At 57.1% G+C, this 19,900-nt stretch carries 19 protein-coding genes and 1 pseudogene; all 20 read left to right on the top strand.

Annotated features, from left to right (window positions below):
* Positions 1-41: 41 nt before the first annotated feature.
* The 20 genes and pseudogenes from AC1RL4_RS11765 to AC1RL4_RS11670 all read left to right on the top strand — a co-directional run bounded on the left by AC1RL4_RS11765 (position 42) and on the right by AC1RL4_RS11670 (position 19,880).
* On the top strand, positions 42-887 hold the full coding sequence (locus tag AC1RL4_RS11765; protein ID WP_230173707.1) for a hypothetical protein: 846 nt from the start codon (positions 42-44) through the stop codon (positions 885-887).
* Positions 888-975: 88 nt separating this feature from the next.
* Positions 976-1,866, top strand: a complete 891-nt coding sequence (gene aepX, locus AC1RL4_RS11760; protein ID WP_493119602.1) for a phosphoenolpyruvate mutase — start codon at positions 976-978, stop codon at positions 1,864-1,866.
* 938 nt (positions 1,867-2,804) lie between these two features.
* Positions 2,805-4,214, top strand: coding sequence for a circularly permuted type 2 ATP-grasp protein (locus AC1RL4_RS11755; RefSeq protein ID WP_007938225.1), 1,410 nt, complete (start codon positions 2,805-2,807; stop codon positions 4,212-4,214).
* A gap of 3 nt (positions 4,215-4,217) precedes the next feature.
* The gene (locus AC1RL4_RS11750) at positions 4,218-5,168 is read left to right on the top strand and encodes an alpha-E domain-containing protein (RefSeq protein WP_019578892.1); all 951 of its coding nucleotides are present in this window, start codon (positions 4,218-4,220) and stop codon (positions 5,166-5,168) included.
* Positions 5,165-5,962, top strand: coding sequence for a transglutaminase family protein (locus tag AC1RL4_RS11745; protein ID WP_019578893.1), 798 nt, complete (start codon positions 5,165-5,167; stop codon positions 5,960-5,962). Before AC1RL4_RS11750 ends, AC1RL4_RS11745 begins: the two co-directional genes overlap by 4 nt.
* A gap of 80 nt (positions 5,963-6,042) precedes the next feature.
* A complete protein-coding gene (locus AC1RL4_RS11740) occupies positions 6,043-6,786 on the top strand; it encodes a proteasome-type protease (RefSeq protein ID WP_026331643.1) in 744 nt (247 codons plus the stop codon).
* A 36-nt stretch (positions 6,787-6,822) separates the two neighbouring features.
* Positions 6,823-7,062, top strand: a pseudogene (locus tag AC1RL4_RS11735) (fumarylacetoacetate hydrolase family protein); the annotation flags it as partial.
* A 518-nt stretch (positions 7,063-7,580) separates the two neighbouring features.
* Positions 7,581-7,886, top strand: coding sequence for a hypothetical protein (locus AC1RL4_RS11730; RefSeq protein ID WP_019578924.1), 306 nt, complete (start codon positions 7,581-7,583; stop codon positions 7,884-7,886).
* Positions 7,867-9,174, top strand: a complete 1,308-nt coding sequence (locus AC1RL4_RS11725) for a type III PLP-dependent enzyme domain-containing protein (protein ID WP_026331650.1) — start codon at positions 7,867-7,869, stop codon at positions 9,172-9,174. The genes AC1RL4_RS11730 and AC1RL4_RS11725 overlap by 20 nt, the downstream gene beginning before the upstream one ends.
* A 10-nt stretch (positions 9,175-9,184) precedes the next feature.
* Entirely contained in the window at positions 9,185-10,093 is a 909-nt protein-coding gene (locus AC1RL4_RS11720; RefSeq protein WP_019578926.1) for a hypothetical protein, read from the top strand.
* 1 nt (position 10,094) lies between these two features.
* A complete protein-coding gene (locus AC1RL4_RS11715; RefSeq protein ID WP_096480223.1) occupies positions 10,095-11,072 on the top strand; it encodes a beta-ketoacyl-[acyl-carrier-protein] synthase family protein in 978 nt (325 codons plus the stop codon).
* Positions 11,073-11,083: 11 nt separating this feature from the next.
* Positions 11,084-12,679, top strand: a complete 1,596-nt coding sequence (locus tag AC1RL4_RS11710) for a class I adenylate-forming enzyme family protein (protein WP_493119601.1) — start codon at positions 11,084-11,086, stop codon at positions 12,677-12,679.
* Positions 12,657-12,911: a phosphopantetheine-binding protein gene (locus AC1RL4_RS11705; RefSeq protein ID WP_008010488.1), complete on the top strand. Its 255-nt coding sequence runs from the start codon at positions 12,657-12,659 to the stop codon at positions 12,909-12,911. Before AC1RL4_RS11710 ends, AC1RL4_RS11705 begins: the two co-directional genes overlap by 23 nt.
* On the top strand, positions 12,912-14,465 hold the full coding sequence (locus AC1RL4_RS11700; RefSeq protein WP_019578929.1) for an AMP-binding protein: 1,554 nt from the start codon (positions 12,912-12,914) through the stop codon (positions 14,463-14,465).
* Positions 14,434-15,951 carry an AMP-binding protein gene (locus AC1RL4_RS11695; RefSeq protein WP_019578930.1) on the top strand — a complete coding sequence of 506 codons (1,518 nt, stop codon included), beginning with the start codon at positions 14,434-14,436 and terminating at the stop codon, positions 15,949-15,951. The genes AC1RL4_RS11700 and AC1RL4_RS11695 overlap by 32 nt, the downstream gene beginning before the upstream one ends.
* 123 nt (positions 15,952-16,074) lie before the next feature.
* Positions 16,075-16,479, top strand: coding sequence for a VOC family protein (locus AC1RL4_RS11690; RefSeq protein WP_028940602.1), 405 nt, complete (start codon positions 16,075-16,077; stop codon positions 16,477-16,479).
* Positions 16,476-17,603, top strand: coding sequence for an acyl-CoA dehydrogenase family protein (locus AC1RL4_RS11685; RefSeq protein ID WP_019578932.1), 1,128 nt, complete (start codon positions 16,476-16,478; stop codon positions 17,601-17,603). Before AC1RL4_RS11690 ends, AC1RL4_RS11685 begins: the two co-directional genes overlap by 4 nt.
* Positions 17,600-18,079, top strand: coding sequence for a hypothetical protein (locus AC1RL4_RS11680; protein ID WP_019578933.1), 480 nt, complete (start codon positions 17,600-17,602; stop codon positions 18,077-18,079). Before AC1RL4_RS11685 ends, AC1RL4_RS11680 begins: the two co-directional genes overlap by 4 nt.
* Positions 18,080-18,088: 9 nt before the next feature.
* Positions 18,089-18,910, top strand: a complete 822-nt coding sequence (locus AC1RL4_RS11675) for an alpha/beta fold hydrolase (RefSeq protein ID WP_493119600.1) — start codon at positions 18,089-18,091, stop codon at positions 18,908-18,910.
* Positions 18,894-19,880, top strand: coding sequence for a 3-oxoacyl-[acyl-carrier-protein] synthase III C-terminal domain-containing protein (locus AC1RL4_RS11670; RefSeq protein ID WP_028940599.1), 987 nt, complete (start codon positions 18,894-18,896; stop codon positions 19,878-19,880). The genes AC1RL4_RS11675 and AC1RL4_RS11670 overlap by 17 nt, the downstream gene beginning before the upstream one ends.
* The last annotated feature ends 20 nt before the right edge of the window (positions 19,881-19,900 follow it).

Below are 19,900 nucleotides of genomic sequence, written 5' to 3'. Positions count from 1 at the left end.
TGTCGTAGAGAAGCCCCATCAATAACAAGGAGAGCAACACCATGGAGAAGTCGAGCCAGAAGTTTATCGACTACGTCAATCAGGCACTGGTCGATGTCGAGGACGGAAATCTTGTTGAGGCGCTGCTGAGTGGTTTTCACAACAACCCTGACAAGTTGAATGCCTATTGCGAGACCTATGAGGACATGACATCCAGCAACTGGACAGTGTCTTCACTGTGTACGTTCTTTTGTGGCTGGAGGAGCCCGGACGGGGCAGCCCATGCGGTATCGAGCATTATCGTGCGGATACTTCAGGAATCCGAATCGTTGAACGACGACGCCAGGTTGAAGATGCTGGAGGCGGCGCGGCATTGCGGGGAGATCATCATCGAAGATGTAGGGCTTGGCGAAATGCATGGGCACCCACACCATTCGAAGTTGTATTACCGCATGGCATCCGCCATTTGTGGCTCTGACGACTGGCGCCTGCAGGACAAGTTTCTGGATCCTGTCACCAAAGAGTTTTCCACCTGGGTCGGGCAAAAAAGACCGCTGGCGCCGGACCTCACCGAAGCGCTGGAAATGATGGCCATGACCGAATTGTTCAACACCGGCGAATACAACTTGATGACTCCGATGTGGAAGCAGTGGCTTCGGGAGGTTCGCGGCTATCCATCGGGTGAAGCTAATCGGGTCGCTGCCTTTCTCAGCGTTCATTGCGGAAGTGTAGAAGCCCGGCATTTCAGGCATGCGGCAGAGGCTTTGAGACTCTATGCCAGCGCTACCCATCAAGAGATCAACTATCGGCGTATCGAAAGTCTGTCCCGGGAGTATGTGGCCAAGGCCTGCGAACACCTTGGAAAGATGGCGTCTGTGTTGAAAAGCGAAGTGCCTGCCTGGGATTAATGTGATTTGACCGCTTATCAGTGATTTGTAGTGACAGTTACCGTCCGGGAGCCGCTCATTCAATTATAAAAATGGAGCGTAAATTCGCATGATCGACACTGACATCCGCCCAACCAGCCTGGCAAATCTGCTCGAGAGTAAGCGTTGCCTTCGCGTACTTGAAGCTCATAGTCCGATTTCAGCCTTGCTGGCACAACGAGCCAGACTCGAACTGGCGTCCGGGCAACATGTTTCATACGACGCCATTTGGTCGAGTTCGTTGACGGACTCGACACAGCGAGGTTTACCTGACATCGAAATTCTCTCTCCCAGTAACCGTCTACACGGTATTCGCGAGATTTTTGATGTCTGCTCGTTGCCGTTGATATTCGACGGTGATACCGGCGGCAAACCGGAGCACTTTGCGATTCACATCAAAATGCTCGAGCGTGCCGGCGTCTCGGCGGTGGTCATCGAAGACAAATGCGGACTGAAGAAGAACTCGTTGTTTGGTAATGCCGTCAGCCAGGAGCAAGACTCTATCGAAGAGTTCTGCGAGAAGATCCGCGTGGGTTGCGCCAGTCGAAGCCATCGGGACCTGATGATCATTGCGCGATGTGAAAGCCTGATTCTGGATCGGGGCATGGAGGACGCCATCGAGCGTTGTTTGGCGTATGTGGAGGCGGGCGCTGATGGAATCATGATTCACAGCCGGAAAAAGGACGGTCTGGAAATCCTCGACTTTGCCCGGCTGTTTCGCTTGTACTGCGCAAAGGTGCCGCTGATTTGCGTGCCGACCAGTTACGCTCACCTGCGATTTGACGAGCTGGAGAAAGCGGGATTCAACGCGGTGATTTATGCCAATCACATGTTGCGCAGTGCGTACCTGGCGATGAGAGAGGTTGCCAATGGAATACTGGCCAATGGTCGAACGCTGGAGATGGAGCCTCGTTGTCTCGGGATCAATGAAATACTCGATCTGGTGCCTGGCACCCGATAGTTCAGGGGCTTCACCGAGGCAACGGCTCGCTTCGGTTGATTACCGGTCTCTCCAGGACACTCGATATTATCGGACGCTCTGATAACCACGCTGCTGCATGCAACGGCTGTAGGCGGAAGAAGCGGCGGCCGTATTCTACTCCGCACTTCGGCGGTCCTCGCGGCGTTCCTGACGTTGCCGTGATCCGCCGACGACCGCTCCTGCCACCGCAGCATCCTTGGCTTTGTTCTGCCGATATGCCCACCTGATTGTGGACTCGTGGCTCGGGGTCAGGCCGTCCTCTCCAGCATTAATTTTTTGCATCACTACTTGGCACTTTCGCTGCCGGTGTCATCTCTTGGTGCATTTTCATGAGAATTAATAGTGCATCGGTATTAATCGACGCGCCGCGCTGGACGCCTTGTATTACAAGCAGAATAAAAACAGTGAGTAGGAATTTCCCGCTTGTAGGGCATAAAACTCAAATCAGTTGCCAAATGCACCATTTTCGTCCGATCCAGAGTTGTGCAAGTTACAAGTGGAAAAACCGTTTCAGTAGTCTTATCGATTTTCGTCTCAAAAATGAAATGATGTGTCGCAATTCAGGCTTGATGGATGGTTTTTCCGGTTTTTATCGATCGTAACAATAGTTGGGCACAGCCCTTGCAAAAGTACTTTCAAACCACCGCTAGTGTGGTTTTTCAACGAAAAAAATAATGGGGGAACGTTATAAATGGGGCGCCAGAAATCAAACCGCAAAGGCCAAGTCTCTGGCGTCGGGACGCGTCAAGAGATTGCCGAATTCACGAGGAATTTGTTTCCAAATGAGACAGGAAGTTAACGACGCACACTGAGGTGCTCAACAGAAACAGTACTCACTAAAACAACGTAAGGCCTGATTTTATTGAAATAGCGAAGTTATAAGAAAATGCCGTCTGTATCGCGGCAAGGAGTAGGGTATGTCCCGAGCTTTTTTTAACGAAATGTATGATGCGAGTGGTGGCTGCCGCCCACATTACCAGGAGTTCGCGCGTTGGTTGGCGGACACACCTCTGGAGTTGCTGGATCAACGTCGTCGCGAAGCCGACCTGTTGTTCCACCGAGCCGGCATCACCTTCACCTTATACGGGGACGAGCAGGGCACCGAGCGGTTGATTCCGTTCGACATCATTCCGCGCAGCATCAAGGCCAGCGAATGGCAAATGGTCGAGCGGGGCTGCATTCAGCGGGTCCAGGCATTGAACATGTTCCTGGACGACATCTACCACGGGCAACGTATTCTCAAGGAGGGCATCATTCCGGCCGAACAGGTGTTGGCCAACGAGGGTTATCAGGTCGCCATGCAGGGCCTGAATCTGCACCGGGGCATCTACGCCCACATCGCCGGGGTCGATCTGGTCCGCGACGGCGATGGCAGCTACTACGTACTGGAAGACAATCTGCGCACTCCCAGCGGCGTCAGCTACATGCTTGAAGACCGCAAGATGATGATGCGTTTGTTCCCCGAGCTCTTCGCCGCCCAGCGTGTGGCGCCCATCGATCACTACCCGAACCTGCTGCTCGACACTCTGAGGAGCTCCAGCCCGCTGGACAATCCCACAACCGTGGTGCTGACCCCGGGCCGCTTCAACAGCGCTTACTTCGAGCATGCGTTCCTGGCCCGTGAAATGGGCGTGGAGCTGGTTGAAGGCGCCGATCTGTTTGTCCGCGACGATCACGTCTATATGCGCACCACCGCAGGCCCCAGACAGGTGGACGTCATTTACCGCCGTCTCGACGATGCGTATCTCGATCCTCTGTCGTTCAACCCGGACTCCATGCTTGGCGTGCCCGGCCTGATTGCCGCTTACCGCTCAGGCAACGTGGTGCTGGCGAACGCCGTCGGCACCGGCGTGGCCGATGACAAGTCGATCTATCCCTACGTCGGCGACATGATCCGCTTCTACCTTGCCGAGGAACCGATCCTCAAAAACGTGCCTACCTGGCAATGCCGCAAACCGGAAGAGTTGTCCCATGTGTTGGCGAATCTGCCTGAGCTGGTGGTCAAGGAAACCCAGGGTTCCGGTGGCTACGGCATGCTGGTCGGCCCGGCGGCCACGGCGGCGGAAATCGAAGACTTCCGCGCGCGCCTCAAGGCCCGGCCTGAAGCCTATATCGCCCAACCAACCCTGTGCCTGTCGACGTGCCCGACCTTTGTCGAAAACGGCATCGCCCCACGCCACATTGACCTGCGCCCGTTTGTGCTGTCGGGTAGAGAAACCCGTCTGGTGCCCGGTGGCCTGACCCGCGTGGCATTGCGCGAGGGCTCGCTGGTGGTGAACTCGTCTCAGGGCGGCGGCACCAAAGACACTTGGGTAGTGGAGGACTAAGACATGCTTTCAAGAACCGCTTCGGACCTCTACTGGATGTCCCGTTACCTGGAGCGCGCCGAAAACCTGGCGCGCATGCTCGAAGTCAGTTACTCGTTGTCGTTGATGCCTCAGGCGGGGCGTACCGATGGCCGCGCCGAACTGGCAATGTCGCTGCTCGCCGCCGGTACGCTGGACGATTACAACGAGCGTTATGGTGAGCTCAACACCGAACGCATGTTGCACTTCTTCGCGCTGGATGAAACCAACCCCGGGAGTATCTATTGCTGTTTGCAAGCCGCACGGGCCAATGCTCATGCCGTGCGCGGACGTATCACCGCCGACATGTGGGAGAACATCAACGCCACGTGGCTGGAGATGCGCAACATCGCCAGCAATGGTCTGGCGCGTTATGGCATCAGCCATTTCTGCGAGTGGGTCAAGGAGCGTTCGCACCTGTTCCGCGGTGCGACCTCGGGCACCATCATGCGCAACGATGCCTATTGCTTCATTCGTCTGGGGACTTTCCTTGAGCGGGCGGACAACACGCTGCGCCTGCTGGATGCACGCTACGAAATGTTCGGCGAGGAGTCGGAGGAGGTGAGTGACAACTCCGCGCGCGGCTACTACCAGTGGAGTGCCTTGCTGCGGGCCTTGTCGTCCTTCGAGGCGTTCAACGAGATCTACCGCAATGCGCCGGGCGCCGAGCAGGTCTCCGAGATGCTGTTGTTGCGCAGCGACGTCCCGCGTTCGTTGCACGCCTGTATCGAGGAACTGGACCATATCCTCGCCAGCCTGCCGGGCAGCAACGGGCGGGCCGCCCAGCGGTTGGCCGCCGAGTTGAATGCGCGGCTGCGCTACACCGGTATCGACGAGATTCTCGGCTTCGGTCTGCACCTCTGGCTGACTGACTTCATCTCCCAGGTTCGCCATCTCGGCCAGACCGTTCACGAGTCCTATCTGGAGGCCGTATGAAACTGTCCATACGTCACGACACTACCTACAGCTACGCCGATGAAGTCTGCACCAGCATTCAGTTCCTGCGTCTGACGCCGCAGAACAGTGAACGCCAGCGCATCCTGGAATGGCACCTGGAACTGCCGCGCCTGGTGCGAAGCCAGTTCGATCCGTACGGCAACATCCTGCATGTGTTGACGATGGACGAACCCCATGGGGCCTTGGTACTGACAGCTTATGGTCAGGTGGATATCGACTCGGACCGTGAACTGGAGCGCGACAGCCAATCGCCTTTGCCGTTTTTGCGCACCAGTAAGCTGACGATTGCGGACGATGCCCTGAATGCCTTCGCCGTGCAGCACTGCGGCATACGGCGTGATCGAACGGCGTTGATCGACCTGATGCACGGCCTGGCCGACCATATGGTCTACAACCCGGGCGCAACCACCGTGGACACCACGGCCGCCGAGGCGTTTGCGGGTGGAGGCGGGGTCTGTCAGGACCACACTCACGCCTTCCTGGCCTGCGCCCGTAGCCTGGGGATTCCTGCGCGTTATGTCTCCGGTTACTTGTGCACCGAAGATGAAAACCACTTGGCCAGCCATGCCTGGGCCGAAGCCTGGCTCGACGATGGTTGGTACAGCTTCGATGTCACCAACCGGCTGGCCCGGCCCGAACGCCATCTGAAACTGGCGGTAGGCCTGGACTACCTCGACGCCTGCCCGGTACGTGGCATGCGTCGTGGTGGCGGGGCCGAGTCGATGCTGGCGCGGGTACAAGTAACGTCGCTGTTTCAGGTTCAGCACCAATAAGCCTGAAACGTTCACCGTAATTGGCCATGCCGTCGGGGAGACGGTATGGCCTTTCATCCAGAATTCACGAGTAAGCGCAAATGACTTATTGCGTCGCTATGCACCTGGCCGACGGGATGGTGTTCATCTCCGACTCACGGACCAATGCCGGTATCGACCAGATTTCAACGTTTCGTAAGTTGTTTATTTTCAGCACGCCGGGCGAGCGGCTGATCGTGTTGCAAACGGCGGGCAATCTGGCCACCTCGCAATCGGTGGTGAACTTGCTCAAGCAGCGTTGCAGCGGGCCTGGCCCGCACCTGTTGAATGTCCGCACACTCTATGACGCCACTGTGCTGGTGGCCGAAACCGTTCGCGAAGTCGTCGCCCGGGACCGTACCAAGTTGGCCGGCAAGACCGACTTGAGTTGCTCTTTCCTGGTGGGTGGGCAGATCGCGGAGGGGGCGATGGATGTGTACAGCATTTACCCGCAAGGCAACTTCATTCAGGCGACGGAGGACACGCCTTTCCTGCAATTGGGTGAAAGCAAGTACGGCAGGCCGATACTCGATCGCAACCTCACGTACCGCACATCACTCGAAGAGGGCCTGCGCTGTGGGCTGATCTCGTTCGACTCGACCATGCGCAGCAACCTGTCGGTGGGTATGCCGCTGGACCTGCTGGTGTTCAGAAAAGACAGTTTTGGTGGTGCAAAAAGTTATCGCATCACGGCCGACGACCCGTATTTCATGCGTATCCGCATGCAATGGGCCGCCGGACTGCAGGACATGCTTGCCGCATTGCCGGCGCCGCCTGACGCTTACATGTCGGGGGGCTGCCAATAAAGCGCTGACTCTGCGTCAGCGCTGAAGTAAAGCGGCCGGGCCAGCGTTTGGGACAAAGGCAAAGGCTTCGATACGTTCGGTCCTATCGGCCCATGGTTGGTCACTCAAGATGAAATCGTTGATCCGCACACGCTGGACCTGTGGCTGGAAGTCGACGGACACCGCTAACAGAAAGGTAATACACGGACTCTGATCTTTCTGCGTCCGGGTCAGACCATGCGTTTGGGTATCGAGGGGCTGGGTGAACAGCATCAGTTCACGGTGCAAGCAGACTGATCCGGCGGAAGTAATTTATTGAAGCGGGGACGGAGCCATCGTTTCAATGATTTACTTCCGAGCGTTCAAAACGCTGTGTGCAAAGCCGTATGAAACGGGGCCAATCCTGAAACATAATGTTACGTGTAATGTATATTATGTTAAATGATGTGTCAGAGCGGAACTTTTTACAGATGCTCTGCCTGTACTCTCTGGCAACCTGAAGCCGGTATGGACTAGCCGATTCAGGAAAGCCCGGCTCATTTCAAAGCCGACGTTATCGACCTATTGGGTACCACTCACTCGCCCCCAGAACACAAAAGGATTACCTGGCGTGACTCTCATCGTGGCGCTGGGTCGTGCTCCAAATAAACGCCGAATAGATTTGAGCAAGTTCAATCACATCGCTCGTTAATCAGTATTGAAAAAATGGGGGGGACCAATAAATTCTGCGGCAATTCCTGCTGCAATCTCAAGCAAATCTCAGTGTCCGCCACGGATATGATCACTCTTACGACGTTTAAAGGGGTGTCACATTCATGAGCTTTTCATCAAAAACGGCACGGACATTCATTCTCTCATCGCTGGAGAACTTGGGCGTTGCCCACGATAAGTTACAGGCCATCGACCACGGTGCCGAAATCTACGGCCCGCAGGGGTTGTTGGACTCCATACATCTGGTCGGCCTTATCACAGCAATTGGTGAGCGGGTCGACGACACTGCAGGTAATTCCGAGAGTTTCTTCGATATTCTCGACGACGATTTGTTCGATAACTTTAAAGATATCAAACGAATCGAATCGTTATTAAACGGAAAATTCAGCCATGTCAGCTTTTGCTCCTGATAGTCAATGTATCAACACCGACAGAATTGAAGACATCCCCTATCAGTTGCTGGCCGATAAAGTACCCACGCCTTTTTATGCGTACAGTGCCACACAGATAAAAACAGACTTTGCAGAACTTAAACGCACCCTTCCCCAAGGCATAGATTATTTCTACTCCCTTAAGGCCAACCCGAATAAAACGCTGGTTGCGCTATTGCATCAGGCCGGGACGGGCTGCGAAGTCTGTTCTCTGGTGGAGTTGGAAATTGCTTTACGCCAAGGCGTGGCGCCGGGCGATATTATTTTCGTCGGGCCCGGTAAGCATATTAATGAGTTGACGCAGTGTTGCCTTGCCGGCATTAAAGCCGTGGTGGTCGAATCCATCGAAGAAATGGTTCTACTCAATGATATTGCCGCTGGCCTGGGGGTAATCCAGAGCATTGCCCTGCGTATCAACCCCGACTTCTCCGGCGAAAAAGCCAAGTTGGTGATGAGCGGCAAGCCCCGGCAATTTGGTATCGATGAACAACTGCTGCCGCAGGCATTTACTGCTCTCGGGCAGCTTGCGCAACTGCGTCTGGCAGGGATCCATATTTATCTTGGCACCCGTATTCTTGACTGGCAGGCCCTTGCCAACAACACGCAAAACATTCTGACACTGGCCGCAGCGCTTCAGCAGACCTATGAAATAGACCTCGACTTTGTGGATGTCGGTGGTGGCTTTGGCGTGCGCTATTTCGACAAAGAAAAAGCACTCGACCTGCCCGCCCTGGGAGAGGCACTTCTACCTGTGGTGAACAACTACCGTCAGTGTTTTCCACGCTGCAAGATCGTTATTGAGCTGGGCCGTTTCCTGATTGCGCGCGCAGGCATCTTTGTCACGCGGGTCAACTACCTCAAACCTTCCCGTGATGAGTGGTTTGCCGTGTGTGACGGCGGCGCCAACTGCCACGGCAGTGCCGCTGGCATCAACTCGTTGATCCGTCGAAATTTCCCGATGGCGCGTCTTGGCCCATCCCGGCACAGCGATCAGCATCGCTATCAAGTGACCGGCCCCCTATGTACGCCCACTGACTTGCTGGGCGAAAACATCATGCTCGCCGAGCTTCGTTCGGGGGATCTGATCGGTATCGGGCATTCCGGTGCCTATGGTGCCAGTGCATCGCCAGTGGGCTTTTTAAGCTTCGGTCACCCGGCAGAAGTGCTTGTCGAAAATGACCAGGCTTTTTTGATCCGCACGGCGGATAGCGTAGACACCATGTTGGCCCCCCAGGTGTGCCAGCGCTTGTCTTTGGCCAACGCCTGAAGGAATCGCCATGTCTCTGAAGTTTGCGGCTTCTCATATCCTGTGGCGCCAATTTGAAAGGCAAAACGATGCGCCCCCCGTAGACGACGGGCAATTGAACATAGTGAAGGGCTTCGTCAATGGCTTTTTTCATTCACATGGCCATACGGGTCAGGCCCAGGACTTTCATGCCTTGCGTTGGTGCGCCGCACAAAACTTGACGTTCAGGACGATGCTGAAGCAGTTGGTCGGGGAGCTGGAGAACCAGGCCCTGCTCAATGACCTGGATCTGGTGGTGCTGGCCCACTGGACGCCGGACGTTGAGGTCGGATGCTCGGTGACCAACGCCATTATTCATGAAACGGGTTCCCACGACGCCTTTGGCATTGCCATCAGCGATCATGGCCTGAGCAGTACGTTTCTGGCGTTGCAAGTCATTGAGGATTACCTCGACGATATGGACCGTGGCGGCCATGGGAAAAAGGCTCTGCTGATGATCGCCGACCAGGATGCCATCATGTATGACAGCCCAAGCCTGGCCCGTTTCAATCCTGTGGCCAGCGCCTGCGTCGTGATGTTGAGCGGCCTGCCAGGCGAACAGACCGACGACCAACCCGGAAGCATCGCGTTTAAACACTATCGAAAAGTCCCTTTTCCGGCCACGCACCAGGCACTGGATGCCCTGCTCGTCACGTTGGATATGTTCACGTCCAGGGAAAACCTTCTGCCCCTGCTGATCCTGACCACGCCGTGTTTTGCCGGACAGTTGCGCCAGCATGCACAGTTGGCAACTAACCGCATCGAGAGCTGGGATGAGACGCTACTCTCTTCAGCCCCCTGGGTCCGGTTAAAAGAACTTGCGACGGACAACTACCGTATTTTATGGGTGCTGCCGGAGGGTAAGTCTCTAGTCTGCGCGGGCTTCGTGGCGGAGGCCTGATATGTACATCCACACGATAACCAGCCTGGTCGCTGCGAATCTCACCGCCCTGCCCGCCCTGGCGGAGAAATATGCCTGGGGTGAGCGCAACACCAAGATCTTTGGCCGCTTTCATCGGATGGAGTCGGCCAGCCTGTTTGAGCGGGAGGCGTTGCCTGACCTGATCATGCGGCTGTTGCAACAGTTCAAGGCCGAGTGTGACCCGGTACTGTTTGGGCGCATTGGCTATGTGGCCTGGGCGCACTCTCTGAATTGTCCCAGTCCTTTTGACTTGGTCCCCGTCCTGGCCAGCGACTTGCGTACATTCTTGGGTCGCCCGGAGCTTGAGTTTTTCTCTGTTTCTCAGGCGTCGTGTGCATCGGCGCTGGTCGGGCTGAAATTTCTCAACGCTAAACTCACTGCGGCTCATGCCAGGCAGGATGACGTCTGTGGCTTATTGATCACCGGGGAAAAATGCTTCCACGAAACCGTGCAATACGTCGATCAAAATGGCTATTTCGGCGAAGCATTTTGCGCGACCTTGCTCAGCGTAAATCCCTCGCCCGGCACCTTGCGCGTGGGCGCCGTGCACGTCCAGCAATTGGCTGCCTACGGCACACGTACGCGTTCGACGGATCGTGAAAGTGAAAACGCCTACGATCACGCCTTTATCCCCACCATGCTTGAGACTGTACACACCGCACTGCAGTACGCAGGACGGCGCCCTCAAGAGCTGCGTACGCTGATCCCTTACCACATCAGCCCGCCCACCTTCGACAGGATTGCCGACGGCGCAGGTTTTGCCCGGGGCATCATCTACCGTCGTCATCTCTACGAACTGGGACATTGCTTTTGCAGTGATGCGTTCCTCAACCTGAAAAGCCTGCTGGCGCACCGCGATAACGCTATCGCCGTTCACCCCATTCTGGCCGTGGCGTCCGGCATCGCCGGCACTTTTGCAGCCATGGTTCTTGAATTGAATAATGAGGATGAGACATGAGCACAACCCATTTGACCCAATGGCTGGTGCTGGCTGCACACCAGTTCCCTGAGAAAACGGCGCTGATCGAGGGTGAGCATGCAGTAACCTGGGCCGCACTCCATCAACGCGTGATCAATACCGCCGCCTACTTGCGTCAGCAGCAGGTTGAACGCGGCGACAGGGTATTGGTATGGCTGCCCAATGGGGTGGATTTCGTCGTCTGCTTCTGGGCTGTGCAATATTTGCAGGCCGTGTTTGTTCCGGTGAATCCGGATACACCGCTGGCACGGGTCCGCTGGTTACTCGACAACGCAGCGTCACACCTATTGATCGCCCAGGCCGAGCAGGCTACTGCGCTGGCATCGGCACCCGGCAACCCTGATCTGCAAGTGCTGTTTGATCAAGCGCCCGGCGTGCAAGAGAGCGGTTCGTCACTGCTGTCCCTGCAACAAATGGCGGAACTCTCACCGGCAATGCCGTTGCCCGTGCAAGGTGCGCTGGATATTGACCTGGCCTGCCTGATCTACACCTCGGGTTCTACGGGCGATCCCAAAGGGGTGATGTTGACCCAGCGCAATATGCTGAGCGCGGCGGACTCTGTCGCTAGCTATCTGCAATTGGCGGCCAGCGACCGGATATTCTGCACGATCCCCATGAGCTTCGACTACGGGCTGTATCAAGCGATTATGGCGGCCAAGGTGGGCGCAACGCTGATTGTCGAAAAGGATTTCAGCCGTCCGCTCTTTGCCCTTAAACAGCTGGTCAAGCACAAAGCCACCGTCCTGCCGATTGTTCCCACGCTGCTGGCGATCATTGCACCATTGGCCAAACGCTATGACTTCTCCTCCCTGCGCAAAATTACCAACACCGCGGCGGCCCTGCACCCCAGTGATATCGATCTGCTGACCTCGCTCTTCCCGCAAACCGAGATTTTTTCCATGTACGGGCTGACCGAGTGCCATCGCTGTACTTGGCTTCCCCCTGCCTTGTTGTCTCAGCACAAAGACAGCGTGGGCTATGCCATCCCGAACACTGAACTCTGGGTCGTGGATAATGAAGGCGTTGCACACCGCAGCAATGCCACCGGTGAACTGGTGATCCGTGGGGCAACCGTGATGCGCGGCTACTGGCGCAACCCTGAGCAGACCGCGAAGAAGTTGCGGCCAGGCCCCTTGCCCGGCGAATCGGTCCTTTATACCGGTGATGTGTGCCGGCTGGATGAGCATGGTTTGCTTTATTTCCTGTCGCGCAACGATGACATTCTGAAAACCAATGGCGAAAAAGTCGCCCCCAGGGAAGTCGAGGGCGTACTCAAGCGCATGCCGGGGGTGCTGCAGGTCGCAGTGATCGGTGTCGCCCACCCTGTTTACGGCGATGAAATCGTGGCCTGTATCGAATGCGTTGCTCCCCTGGACACTGCGCTGCTCAAAGCCTTTTGCCAGACCCATCTCGAAGCCTATAAACGGCCCCACCGCTATTACTTCAGTGAAGCTTTGCCCAAAAACAACAACGGGAAAGTTGACCGCGGCCAGCTATCCACCCTTCTGCCGCGCCGGGAAAACAACCTGAACGTCGGGAGCACACAACAAACAGGGAGCCAACATGTATACGCCAACCATCATTGAAGCCATCGGGCTGGTTCTGGAAACGTCAAACCTCTCGGAGCTGAGTGCCCGGACTCACCTGGAGCGCGACTTGGGGTTTGAGAGCGGTTTATATATCGAACTCATCATGTACCTTGAGGAGCGCATCGAGGACTTGGTGCTCGACCCTGCCACACTGGAATTCCAGCACTTCGAAACCGTGGGCAGCCTGTCGAACTTCATTGAACTCCAACTCGCCAGCCGGGCAGCATAAATGGACGCCTGGTCTGAGCTCATAACGGTGTTTATGCGCTTTGAGGATCAACCGCATACTGCCTGGCGCCACCACTCACTGACGTACAGCTATGCGGCGCTTGCTCAGCGCGCGCAGGATATCGCCATTGAAATAGTCCGCCAGCAGCCTCGAAGCGAGACACCTCTGGCGCCGGTATTGGTTTATGGCCACAAGTCCTTCGATTTTCTGGCGGCTTGGTGGGCCTGCCTGCTGTGTGGTTGTCCGATTGTGCCGGTGGAGTCAGACAACACTCCCGAGCGACTGGAACGGATTGCCCGTACGGTCGGGGCAAGCTTGATCCTGAACACCGACGCCCTCCCCCTGTGCGCCGCCAATGCCAAGGTGATTGCCCTCGCCGCCTTGCCCTGGCAGCACCATGACCATGCAGCGCTGCTGCATTTACTGGACGACACCCGCAGGCAGTTCGACAGCGCGACCGACACCCCGCTGGCCTACATCATGTTTTCCTCGGGGACAACCGGGGAACCCAAGGGCATTCGGATCAGCCTGTCCAATCTGGTCGATTTCGTGGCCTGGATACGCAGCGACTTTCCACTTGATGGGGCTATCACAGGAAATGTGCGGTATTGCTTCGATGTCTCCCTGTTTGAAATCTGGCTCGCCTGGCAGTTTCTGCAACCACTGTCCGTGCTCGACCATCGAGACTTGATCAACACCCGCAAGATGATTGCCCAGCATGCACACATGGCGCTGAGCTGCTGGGTATCGACGCCGTCGATGACGCGTCTGTACTTGTTGGACCCAACCTTCAATACGCAAACACTGGCGCAGTTACGCCGGTTTATCTTCTGCGGCGAGACGTTGCCCAAAGAGATTGTCACCCAGTTGTGGGCGCGTTTTCCAGGCTGTGAGGTGTTCAATACGTACGGTCCCACCGAATGTACCGTGGCGGCTTCGCAAGTGTTGATTACCCCGGACATGGTGGCTTCGTCATTGCCCCTGCCGATCGGCCGCGCCAGACCGGGCGCGGCGCTGCACCTTACCCAACCTCTTGACGCTTCGGGCCGGGGGCAACTGTTGATCAGTGGCGAGTGTGTCGGCCCAGGCTATCTCAATGCTGCACCTGCGCGTCAGGCCAGTTTCAGCCGGCAGGATGGGCAAGCCACTTACGCCACCGGTGATATCGGCCTGTTTGATGGCACTTGGTATTACTTCCTGGGGCGTAAAGATGGCGAGGTCAAAATACAGGGACACCGTATTGACCTGCATGAAATCGAACGCTTCCTGCGCGACCGCAACCTGGTCGCCGATGTGGTGGTAGAGCCGCATTGGCGCAAGGGCAACGCAGAGGCAATCCAGGCCTGCGTGATCCTCAATGCAACCTGCGAACTGTCACAACTTGGCCACGCCATGCAAGCCCATTTCCCCCCGTGGGCAATCCCGCGTTACTGGTACAGCACCCCCCGCACCGTACTCAATCACAACGGCAAACTGGATCGTTCAGCTGCCCGCCAACTGGCTTTGGAAAACGGAGAAAAATATGTTTTCATCGCAAATCAAACCGCTGTTTGAGCGGCTGAAAGATCAGAGCACCGCGACCGCTTTGATCAACGAGCAGGGCACCTACAGCTTTGCCGAACTTGGTGTGCGCACCGCCGCGATTGCCCAGGTGCTCGCACCGTGGGCTGGCCGTAACGTGCTGGTTCACGGCCATAAACAACTGGATGCCGTGGCAGCCATGCTGGCGTGTATCAGCCAGGGTTGCTGCTTTAGCTTTACCGACCAGTCCAACCCCGTCCCGCGGATTGAAAAGATTGCCAGGCTGACCCGAGCCGAGCTGATCCTCACTGCGACGCCACAGAGGCTGGAGGGTCTGGATCGCTGGCCACAATGGGTGACATCGACCCTGGAAAATGGCGACCCGGGATCACTGCCACTCGAACCTGAATTGACCCAGCCAGCCCTTTATATTCTCCCCACCTCGGGCAGTACCGGTGAACCGAAGGGCGTCGTCGTCAGCTATGAGAACTTCGCCGCATTCTCGACTTGGTACAGTCCGATGATCCGCGACGGTATCGCACACGGATGCCATGTGAGCCATGCCTGCTTCTCCTTCGACATGGGCTTGCTGGATCTTTTCCCGGTGCTGTGCGAGGGCAGAGCCTTGCTGATGCTGGATCACCGCCACAACATGTTGCCGCGGCAAAATATCCGCCTGATGTCGCGCTACCCGCAGAGCCCGGTCACCAGTTGGTTTTCCACGCCGAGCTTTGTCGATTTGATGTTGAAGGACCCCTTGTTCAACGGGGAGCAGTTTCCGGATCTGAAGCGGTTCTTTATGGCCGGCGAGCGCGCCTCGCTGGGGTTGGTGACCCAGTTGCAGGCGCGCTTCCCGGGCCTGGAGGTGATGCACGGTTATGGCCCGACCGAGACCACCGGCATGACCCATACCTTCGAGCTTGGCCAGCCGCCCGAGCACAACTCAGGCCTGCTATCCCTTGGCACAGCCTGCGGGTTGACCGAGATCAGGATCGTGGATGCCGAGGGTCAAAGTTTGCCCCCAGGCGAAATGGGCGAGGTGCGTTTGTACGGCCCGCAAGTCGCACTGGGCTACCTGCCTGAGGATGACCCGCGTAACAGTGCATTCAGCCATGACGAGTTCGGACGTTACTACGCCACCGGTGACCGGGGGTTTGTGGATCAAGAACAATCCCTGTTTATCCACGGCCGGGATGACGGCCAACTTAAACTGAACGGCAACCGTATCGAGCTGGCCGAAATTGAAAGCAGTGTGTGCCGCTATGTGGGGGTCACCCAGTGTTGCGCAGTGCCGATCAAGGAAGAAGGCAAGGTCATCGACCTGCAAGTTTTTATTCAATTACGCGAGGACAGTGCAACCCACCGCGCCGCACTGCGTCAGTTCCTGGCAGAACAGCTACCGGCTTACATGATCCCCAAATCCATGTTCTTTTGTCAGACCTTCCCCGTGACACTGCATGGAAAGATCGACCGCCAACAATTGGTGGATCAGCACAAAGAGCCGCTGGCCGTAAGCTGATGGCCACCTGCAAGCACATATAAAAAACTTCCCGCCACCACGGCGAAAATGCACATCACTCCATGCACCGGCGCCGGACAGGCGCCGGCGTAAATCGTTTTCCCCAAGGATAAGGGCGTCGCGATGCGTTTTAGTCATATCGGTTATGTGGTTGGCGACAGCGACGCAACGGCTGTCGCGGTTAAACCGTTTTTCCCGGTTATCGTCCGATACAAAGAATATGTTGCCGCACAAAAAGTGCTCATCACCCTGCTGGAAACTGTTGAAGGGCGCAGCCAGATAGAGTTGGTCGAACCGCTGGAAAACAATCTCCCCTTGCGCGAGTTGTTGGCCAAATCCGGCAAGTCGTCGCTGCCCTACCACATCTGCTTTGAGGTCGATGACTTTGACGAGCAATTCAAAGTCATGAAGAGCGCCGGCTGGATCGTACTGACACGCCCGTTCAACGCCTTTGACAGCAACCACCGCTCCAGCCACCTCTATCACCCAGATGCCGGGGTTATTGAAATCATGTCAGGCCCGCTATGAGTCGACTCTACGATGACACGTTCGCCGGGCAATCCTGCCCGTTGGGCGCAGACGCCCAGCAGATTGCTGACCAACTGCGCAACTTCGGCGACACACGGCAGATCATGGGGCAGTGGTCGTTCGCCCCGACGCTGAACTCTCTCGGCCTGCCTCAACGGTATCAGGTACCGCCAAGCCGTCAGGTGATCAGCCTGGCCGAACGCTATGAACTCTACGAACAGATCGGCTTCGTCTCCCCAGCACTGATATTCAGCGCGCCCGGGCCGAGCATGGCGGCCTATGTCGTTGCCGGGCTGGGCAACGAACAGCAGCAGGATGCCTTTTTCGGCCAGTTCCAACAGGCATTGTGCTGGTCCTGCTTTGCGATGACCGAACCCACGCAGGGAAGCGATGCCGGGGCCATGCAGACCACGGCGACACCGGTTGACGGCGGGTACCTTATCTCCGGGCGCAAGATGTTTATCGGTAATGGAGTCATCGCTGAAACCGGTGTGTTGTTTGCGCGTACCGCACCGGGGCAATTGGGGATCAATGCTTTTCTGTTTTCGCCACAAGACCCGGCCATCACCCGCCATCGCCTTGCGTTGACCGGGCTTGACGGTGCAAACCTGGCGTTGATGCAGTTCGACAATCTGTTTATCCCGGCAGAGGATTTGCTCGGGCAGCACTTGAAACCGACCCAGCGTTTTGCGCAGTCGGCGATGGCTACGTTCGATGCGCTACGCCCCTGTGTCGGTGCCCTGGCGCTGGGTGTGGCGCGACGCGCATTGCACGAGTGGCAAGCCTGCGTCACTCCGACCCCGGCACAGTCACAACGGCTGTCGCAAATGAAGCGTCGCTGGTATGCCGCTTACCGTGAAGCGTCGATGGTCTGTCAGCAAGCAGATGCACAACAAAGCCCGGGGAAAAGCCCCGGCATGGTGAAAACCGCCTGTGTGATCCTAGCCGATGAAATTGTCAGCCAACTGATCCATGCTTTCCCCGCAGACACTCAGCCTGTACCGGCAACCCTGTGGCAGGCATTTCGTGATGTAAAAGCCTTTGAGTACACCGAAGGCACACGACAGATCCACCGACTGAACCAGAGTTTTTCACCCCGACAAGCCAGCCAGGAGTGCCGATGACTATCGCCCCTCTCGTGCAGGGTCAACTGAATATCGTCAGTACCTGTGAAGCCATCACGCCGGACAGCCGGCACTTTATTGCCACCCGGGAGCTACCGACCCGGGCGCGCTGGTATCAACACTGGCCACACATCGATTGCGGCGAACGCCTGCACTCAAAGGCCGCTGTGGACCTGTGCCGCAGCGTCATCAGTGAGCCGTATCCGACACAGTTGGTTTACGACAGCCTTCACCCGGCGGCGCGCGGTGCGACTCCCCTGCTGCAAAGCCTGATTTCCCAATGCCCGGGCTTCATCGAAATCTGGGGCATATGCAGTGGGCAATTTGATCCGCAATACGCCGGTTCGCTGGCAAGCACCCTGCTTCAACCCGGGCAACGCCTGCTGTATCTGTATGACCCGCTGCAGCGCCTGAGTGGTGATTCCGCGCCCCAGCTGGCAACGCTGCACTATCTGATCTTTTCTGCACAAGCATAGGGGGAAACAATGAATACCCAGTTTGCCTCACTGATCGAGCGCCTGGCCAAACCCACCCCGCTGCCGATGCGTCCGGCTGAGTCGCGACAGCTGGCGACCATGAAGACCGAGGTGGTCACCTGCGGCGAATACCGCAGCCGGGTGCTGATAGAGGAAAACCACGACCCACAGGCCAAAAGCGCGCTGTTGCTGCACGGCTGGGGTGGTCATCCGATGATGATGTCTGACCTGCAAGCAGTGCTGCAGGCCCAGGGATACAGGGTCTACACACCCTTCCTGCTGGGCCATGACCCCCACGCGCCGGCCAACTGCGATTTGCCCGGTCAGTGCTCGTTACTGTTGGCAATGCAGACCAAATACGGCCCGTTCGATACCGTGGTTGCCCATTCGGCCGGCGGGATCATCACGGCGATGGCCCACTGGCTGGGTTTTACCCTCAACCGCGTGGCGCTGCTTTCAGCCCCGGCGTCACTGTCCAGCCTGTTGCAGCATTACCTGGCGTTGCTCAAGGCAGACGAACATTACCTGCCACTGCTCGGTAGCTATTACCAAAGCCGGTACCCCATATCCGCCGATTTGCAGACCGCACAGCCATACACCTTTCGCGGGGTGCGCGCACTCATCTTGCACGGCACGCAAGACCAAAGAATCAACCCTGCCGACGCCAGGCAAATCCATGCTCAATTGCCGGGTAGCCAGCTGCATATCATCGAAAATACAGGCCACCTGGGGATTCTCTCGCATCACCGTACCCAGCAGGTGCTGGCCGGGTTTCTCCGCGCAAAAAACGCCGACCATGAAAAAGGGAACACCCATGTTGGGGCATATTGAATCCATCACCATTCACATTCCCGAGCAGCGCAAGTCACTGGCCGAGGTTGGCCTCACTCTTGGGTTGACCGCGCTGGATGTCAGGATGTTTTCACGCTTCTACGGCCTGGACAGCTTCCCGCGTCATCCCGGCACGGTGGATGACCTGATACGCCAGCTCCTGGAACAATTCGTCGTCACTCATCCTGACGTCGTCGCGCGCGTTCGGCATGTGGTGCATGCGCACACCGTGCCGACCCTGCGCCCGTTTCACAAGACCGGCAGGGCCGTGCTCGACGCATGCGGGTTTGCCCATGACACCGAGTACGGCAGCCTGACGATGGGCCACTGTGCAACCTCGTTGTCGGGCGTGGAGTATCTGTGCAGCCGCCTCAATGACGGGGAATACGCCCTGCTGCTGATCGGCGAAAAAGCCTTCCACCCGAAGGTAGAGTTGCTGGATGACACCACCATCATGGGCGAAGCCGGCTGCGCCGTGCTGCTCGGCCGGTCGGGAGACCGCGCCAGGGTCATTGCCCGGCACAGCGAGCAGGCCGGCCAGTTCAGTCAACACAAGGGAAATGAACCAAGAACCAACCCGGAATTCGCCGATGCCTATTTCGCGTTCCTCAGCAATGCCATGCGCCGTGCAGCGCGGCATTTCGACTGCGCCCTGGACGCTCTGGACTGGATAGCCCCGCACAATGTCAACCTGTCGTCCTGGCAGAAAATCGCCGACGCACTCACCATCCCCCGCACAAAGGTTTTTTTGCAGAATGTTCCCCGCTATGGCCATTGTTTCGGTGCGGACCCCTACCTCAATCTGGCCGCACTCGTTCGTGGGCAACAGCTCGCTCCCGGCGCCAAAGTGATGCTGGTCAGCGTCGGAATGGGTGCCACCTTTTCCTCGCTGTTACTTGAGTTACCAGCAGGCAATGAAATCCCTGTCTTTTGCAACCTCAAGCAATACCCGGATATGAGGCCGAATTAAGTTATTGCCTAGTTCTTCCT

This window comes from Pseudomonas sp. GW822-FHT07A10 (assembly GCF_058798795.1).
Note: the sequence above shows the minus strand (reverse complement) of the source record. Positions and strands in the feature narration are given on the sequence as shown.

What these genes read in the sequence shown, in the direction of transcription:
- AC1RL4_RS11765 (WP_230173707.1), top strand. Translation starts at nt 42, where the DNA reads ATGGAGAAGTCGAGCCAGAAGTTTATCGACTACGTCAATCAGGCACTG.
- aepX (WP_493119602.1), top strand. Translation starts at nt 976, where the DNA reads ATGATCGACACTGACATCCGCCCAACCAGCCTGGCAAATCTGCTCGAG.
- AC1RL4_RS11755 (WP_007938225.1), top strand. Translation starts at nt 2,805, where the DNA reads ATGTCCCGAGCTTTTTTTAACGAAATGTATGATGCGAGTGGTGGCTGC.
- AC1RL4_RS11750 (WP_019578892.1), top strand. Translation starts at nt 4,218, where the DNA reads ATGCTTTCAAGAACCGCTTCGGACCTCTACTGGATGTCCCGTTACCTG.
- AC1RL4_RS11745 (WP_019578893.1), top strand. Translation starts at nt 5,165, where the DNA reads ATGAAACTGTCCATACGTCACGACACTACCTACAGCTACGCCGATGAA.
- AC1RL4_RS11740 (WP_026331643.1), top strand. Translation starts at nt 6,043, where the DNA reads ATGACTTATTGCGTCGCTATGCACCTGGCCGACGGGATGGTGTTCATC.
- AC1RL4_RS11730 (WP_019578924.1), top strand. Translation starts at nt 7,581, where the DNA reads ATGAGCTTTTCATCAAAAACGGCACGGACATTCATTCTCTCATCGCTG.
- AC1RL4_RS11725 (WP_026331650.1), top strand. Translation starts at nt 7,867, where the DNA reads ATGTCAGCTTTTGCTCCTGATAGTCAATGTATCAACACCGACAGAATT.
- AC1RL4_RS11720 (WP_019578926.1), top strand. Translation starts at nt 9,185, where the DNA reads ATGTCTCTGAAGTTTGCGGCTTCTCATATCCTGTGGCGCCAATTTGAA.
- AC1RL4_RS11715 (WP_096480223.1), top strand. Translation starts at nt 10,095, where the DNA reads ATGTACATCCACACGATAACCAGCCTGGTCGCTGCGAATCTCACCGCC.
- AC1RL4_RS11705 (WP_008010488.1), top strand. Translation starts at nt 12,657, where the DNA reads ATGTATACGCCAACCATCATTGAAGCCATCGGGCTGGTTCTGGAAACG.
- AC1RL4_RS11700 (WP_019578929.1), top strand. Translation starts at nt 12,912, where the DNA reads ATGGACGCCTGGTCTGAGCTCATAACGGTGTTTATGCGCTTTGAGGAT.
- AC1RL4_RS11695 (WP_019578930.1), top strand. Translation starts at nt 14,434, where the DNA reads ATGTTTTCATCGCAAATCAAACCGCTGTTTGAGCGGCTGAAAGATCAG.
- AC1RL4_RS11690 (WP_028940602.1), top strand. Translation starts at nt 16,075, where the DNA reads ATGCGTTTTAGTCATATCGGTTATGTGGTTGGCGACAGCGACGCAACG.
- AC1RL4_RS11685 (WP_019578932.1), top strand. Translation starts at nt 16,476, where the DNA reads ATGAGTCGACTCTACGATGACACGTTCGCCGGGCAATCCTGCCCGTTG.
- AC1RL4_RS11680 (WP_019578933.1), top strand. Translation starts at nt 17,600, where the DNA reads ATGACTATCGCCCCTCTCGTGCAGGGTCAACTGAATATCGTCAGTACC.
- AC1RL4_RS11675 (WP_493119600.1), top strand. Translation starts at nt 18,089, where the DNA reads ATGAATACCCAGTTTGCCTCACTGATCGAGCGCCTGGCCAAACCCACC.
- AC1RL4_RS11670 (WP_028940599.1), top strand. Translation starts at nt 18,894, where the DNA reads ATGTTGGGGCATATTGAATCCATCACCATTCACATTCCCGAGCAGCGC.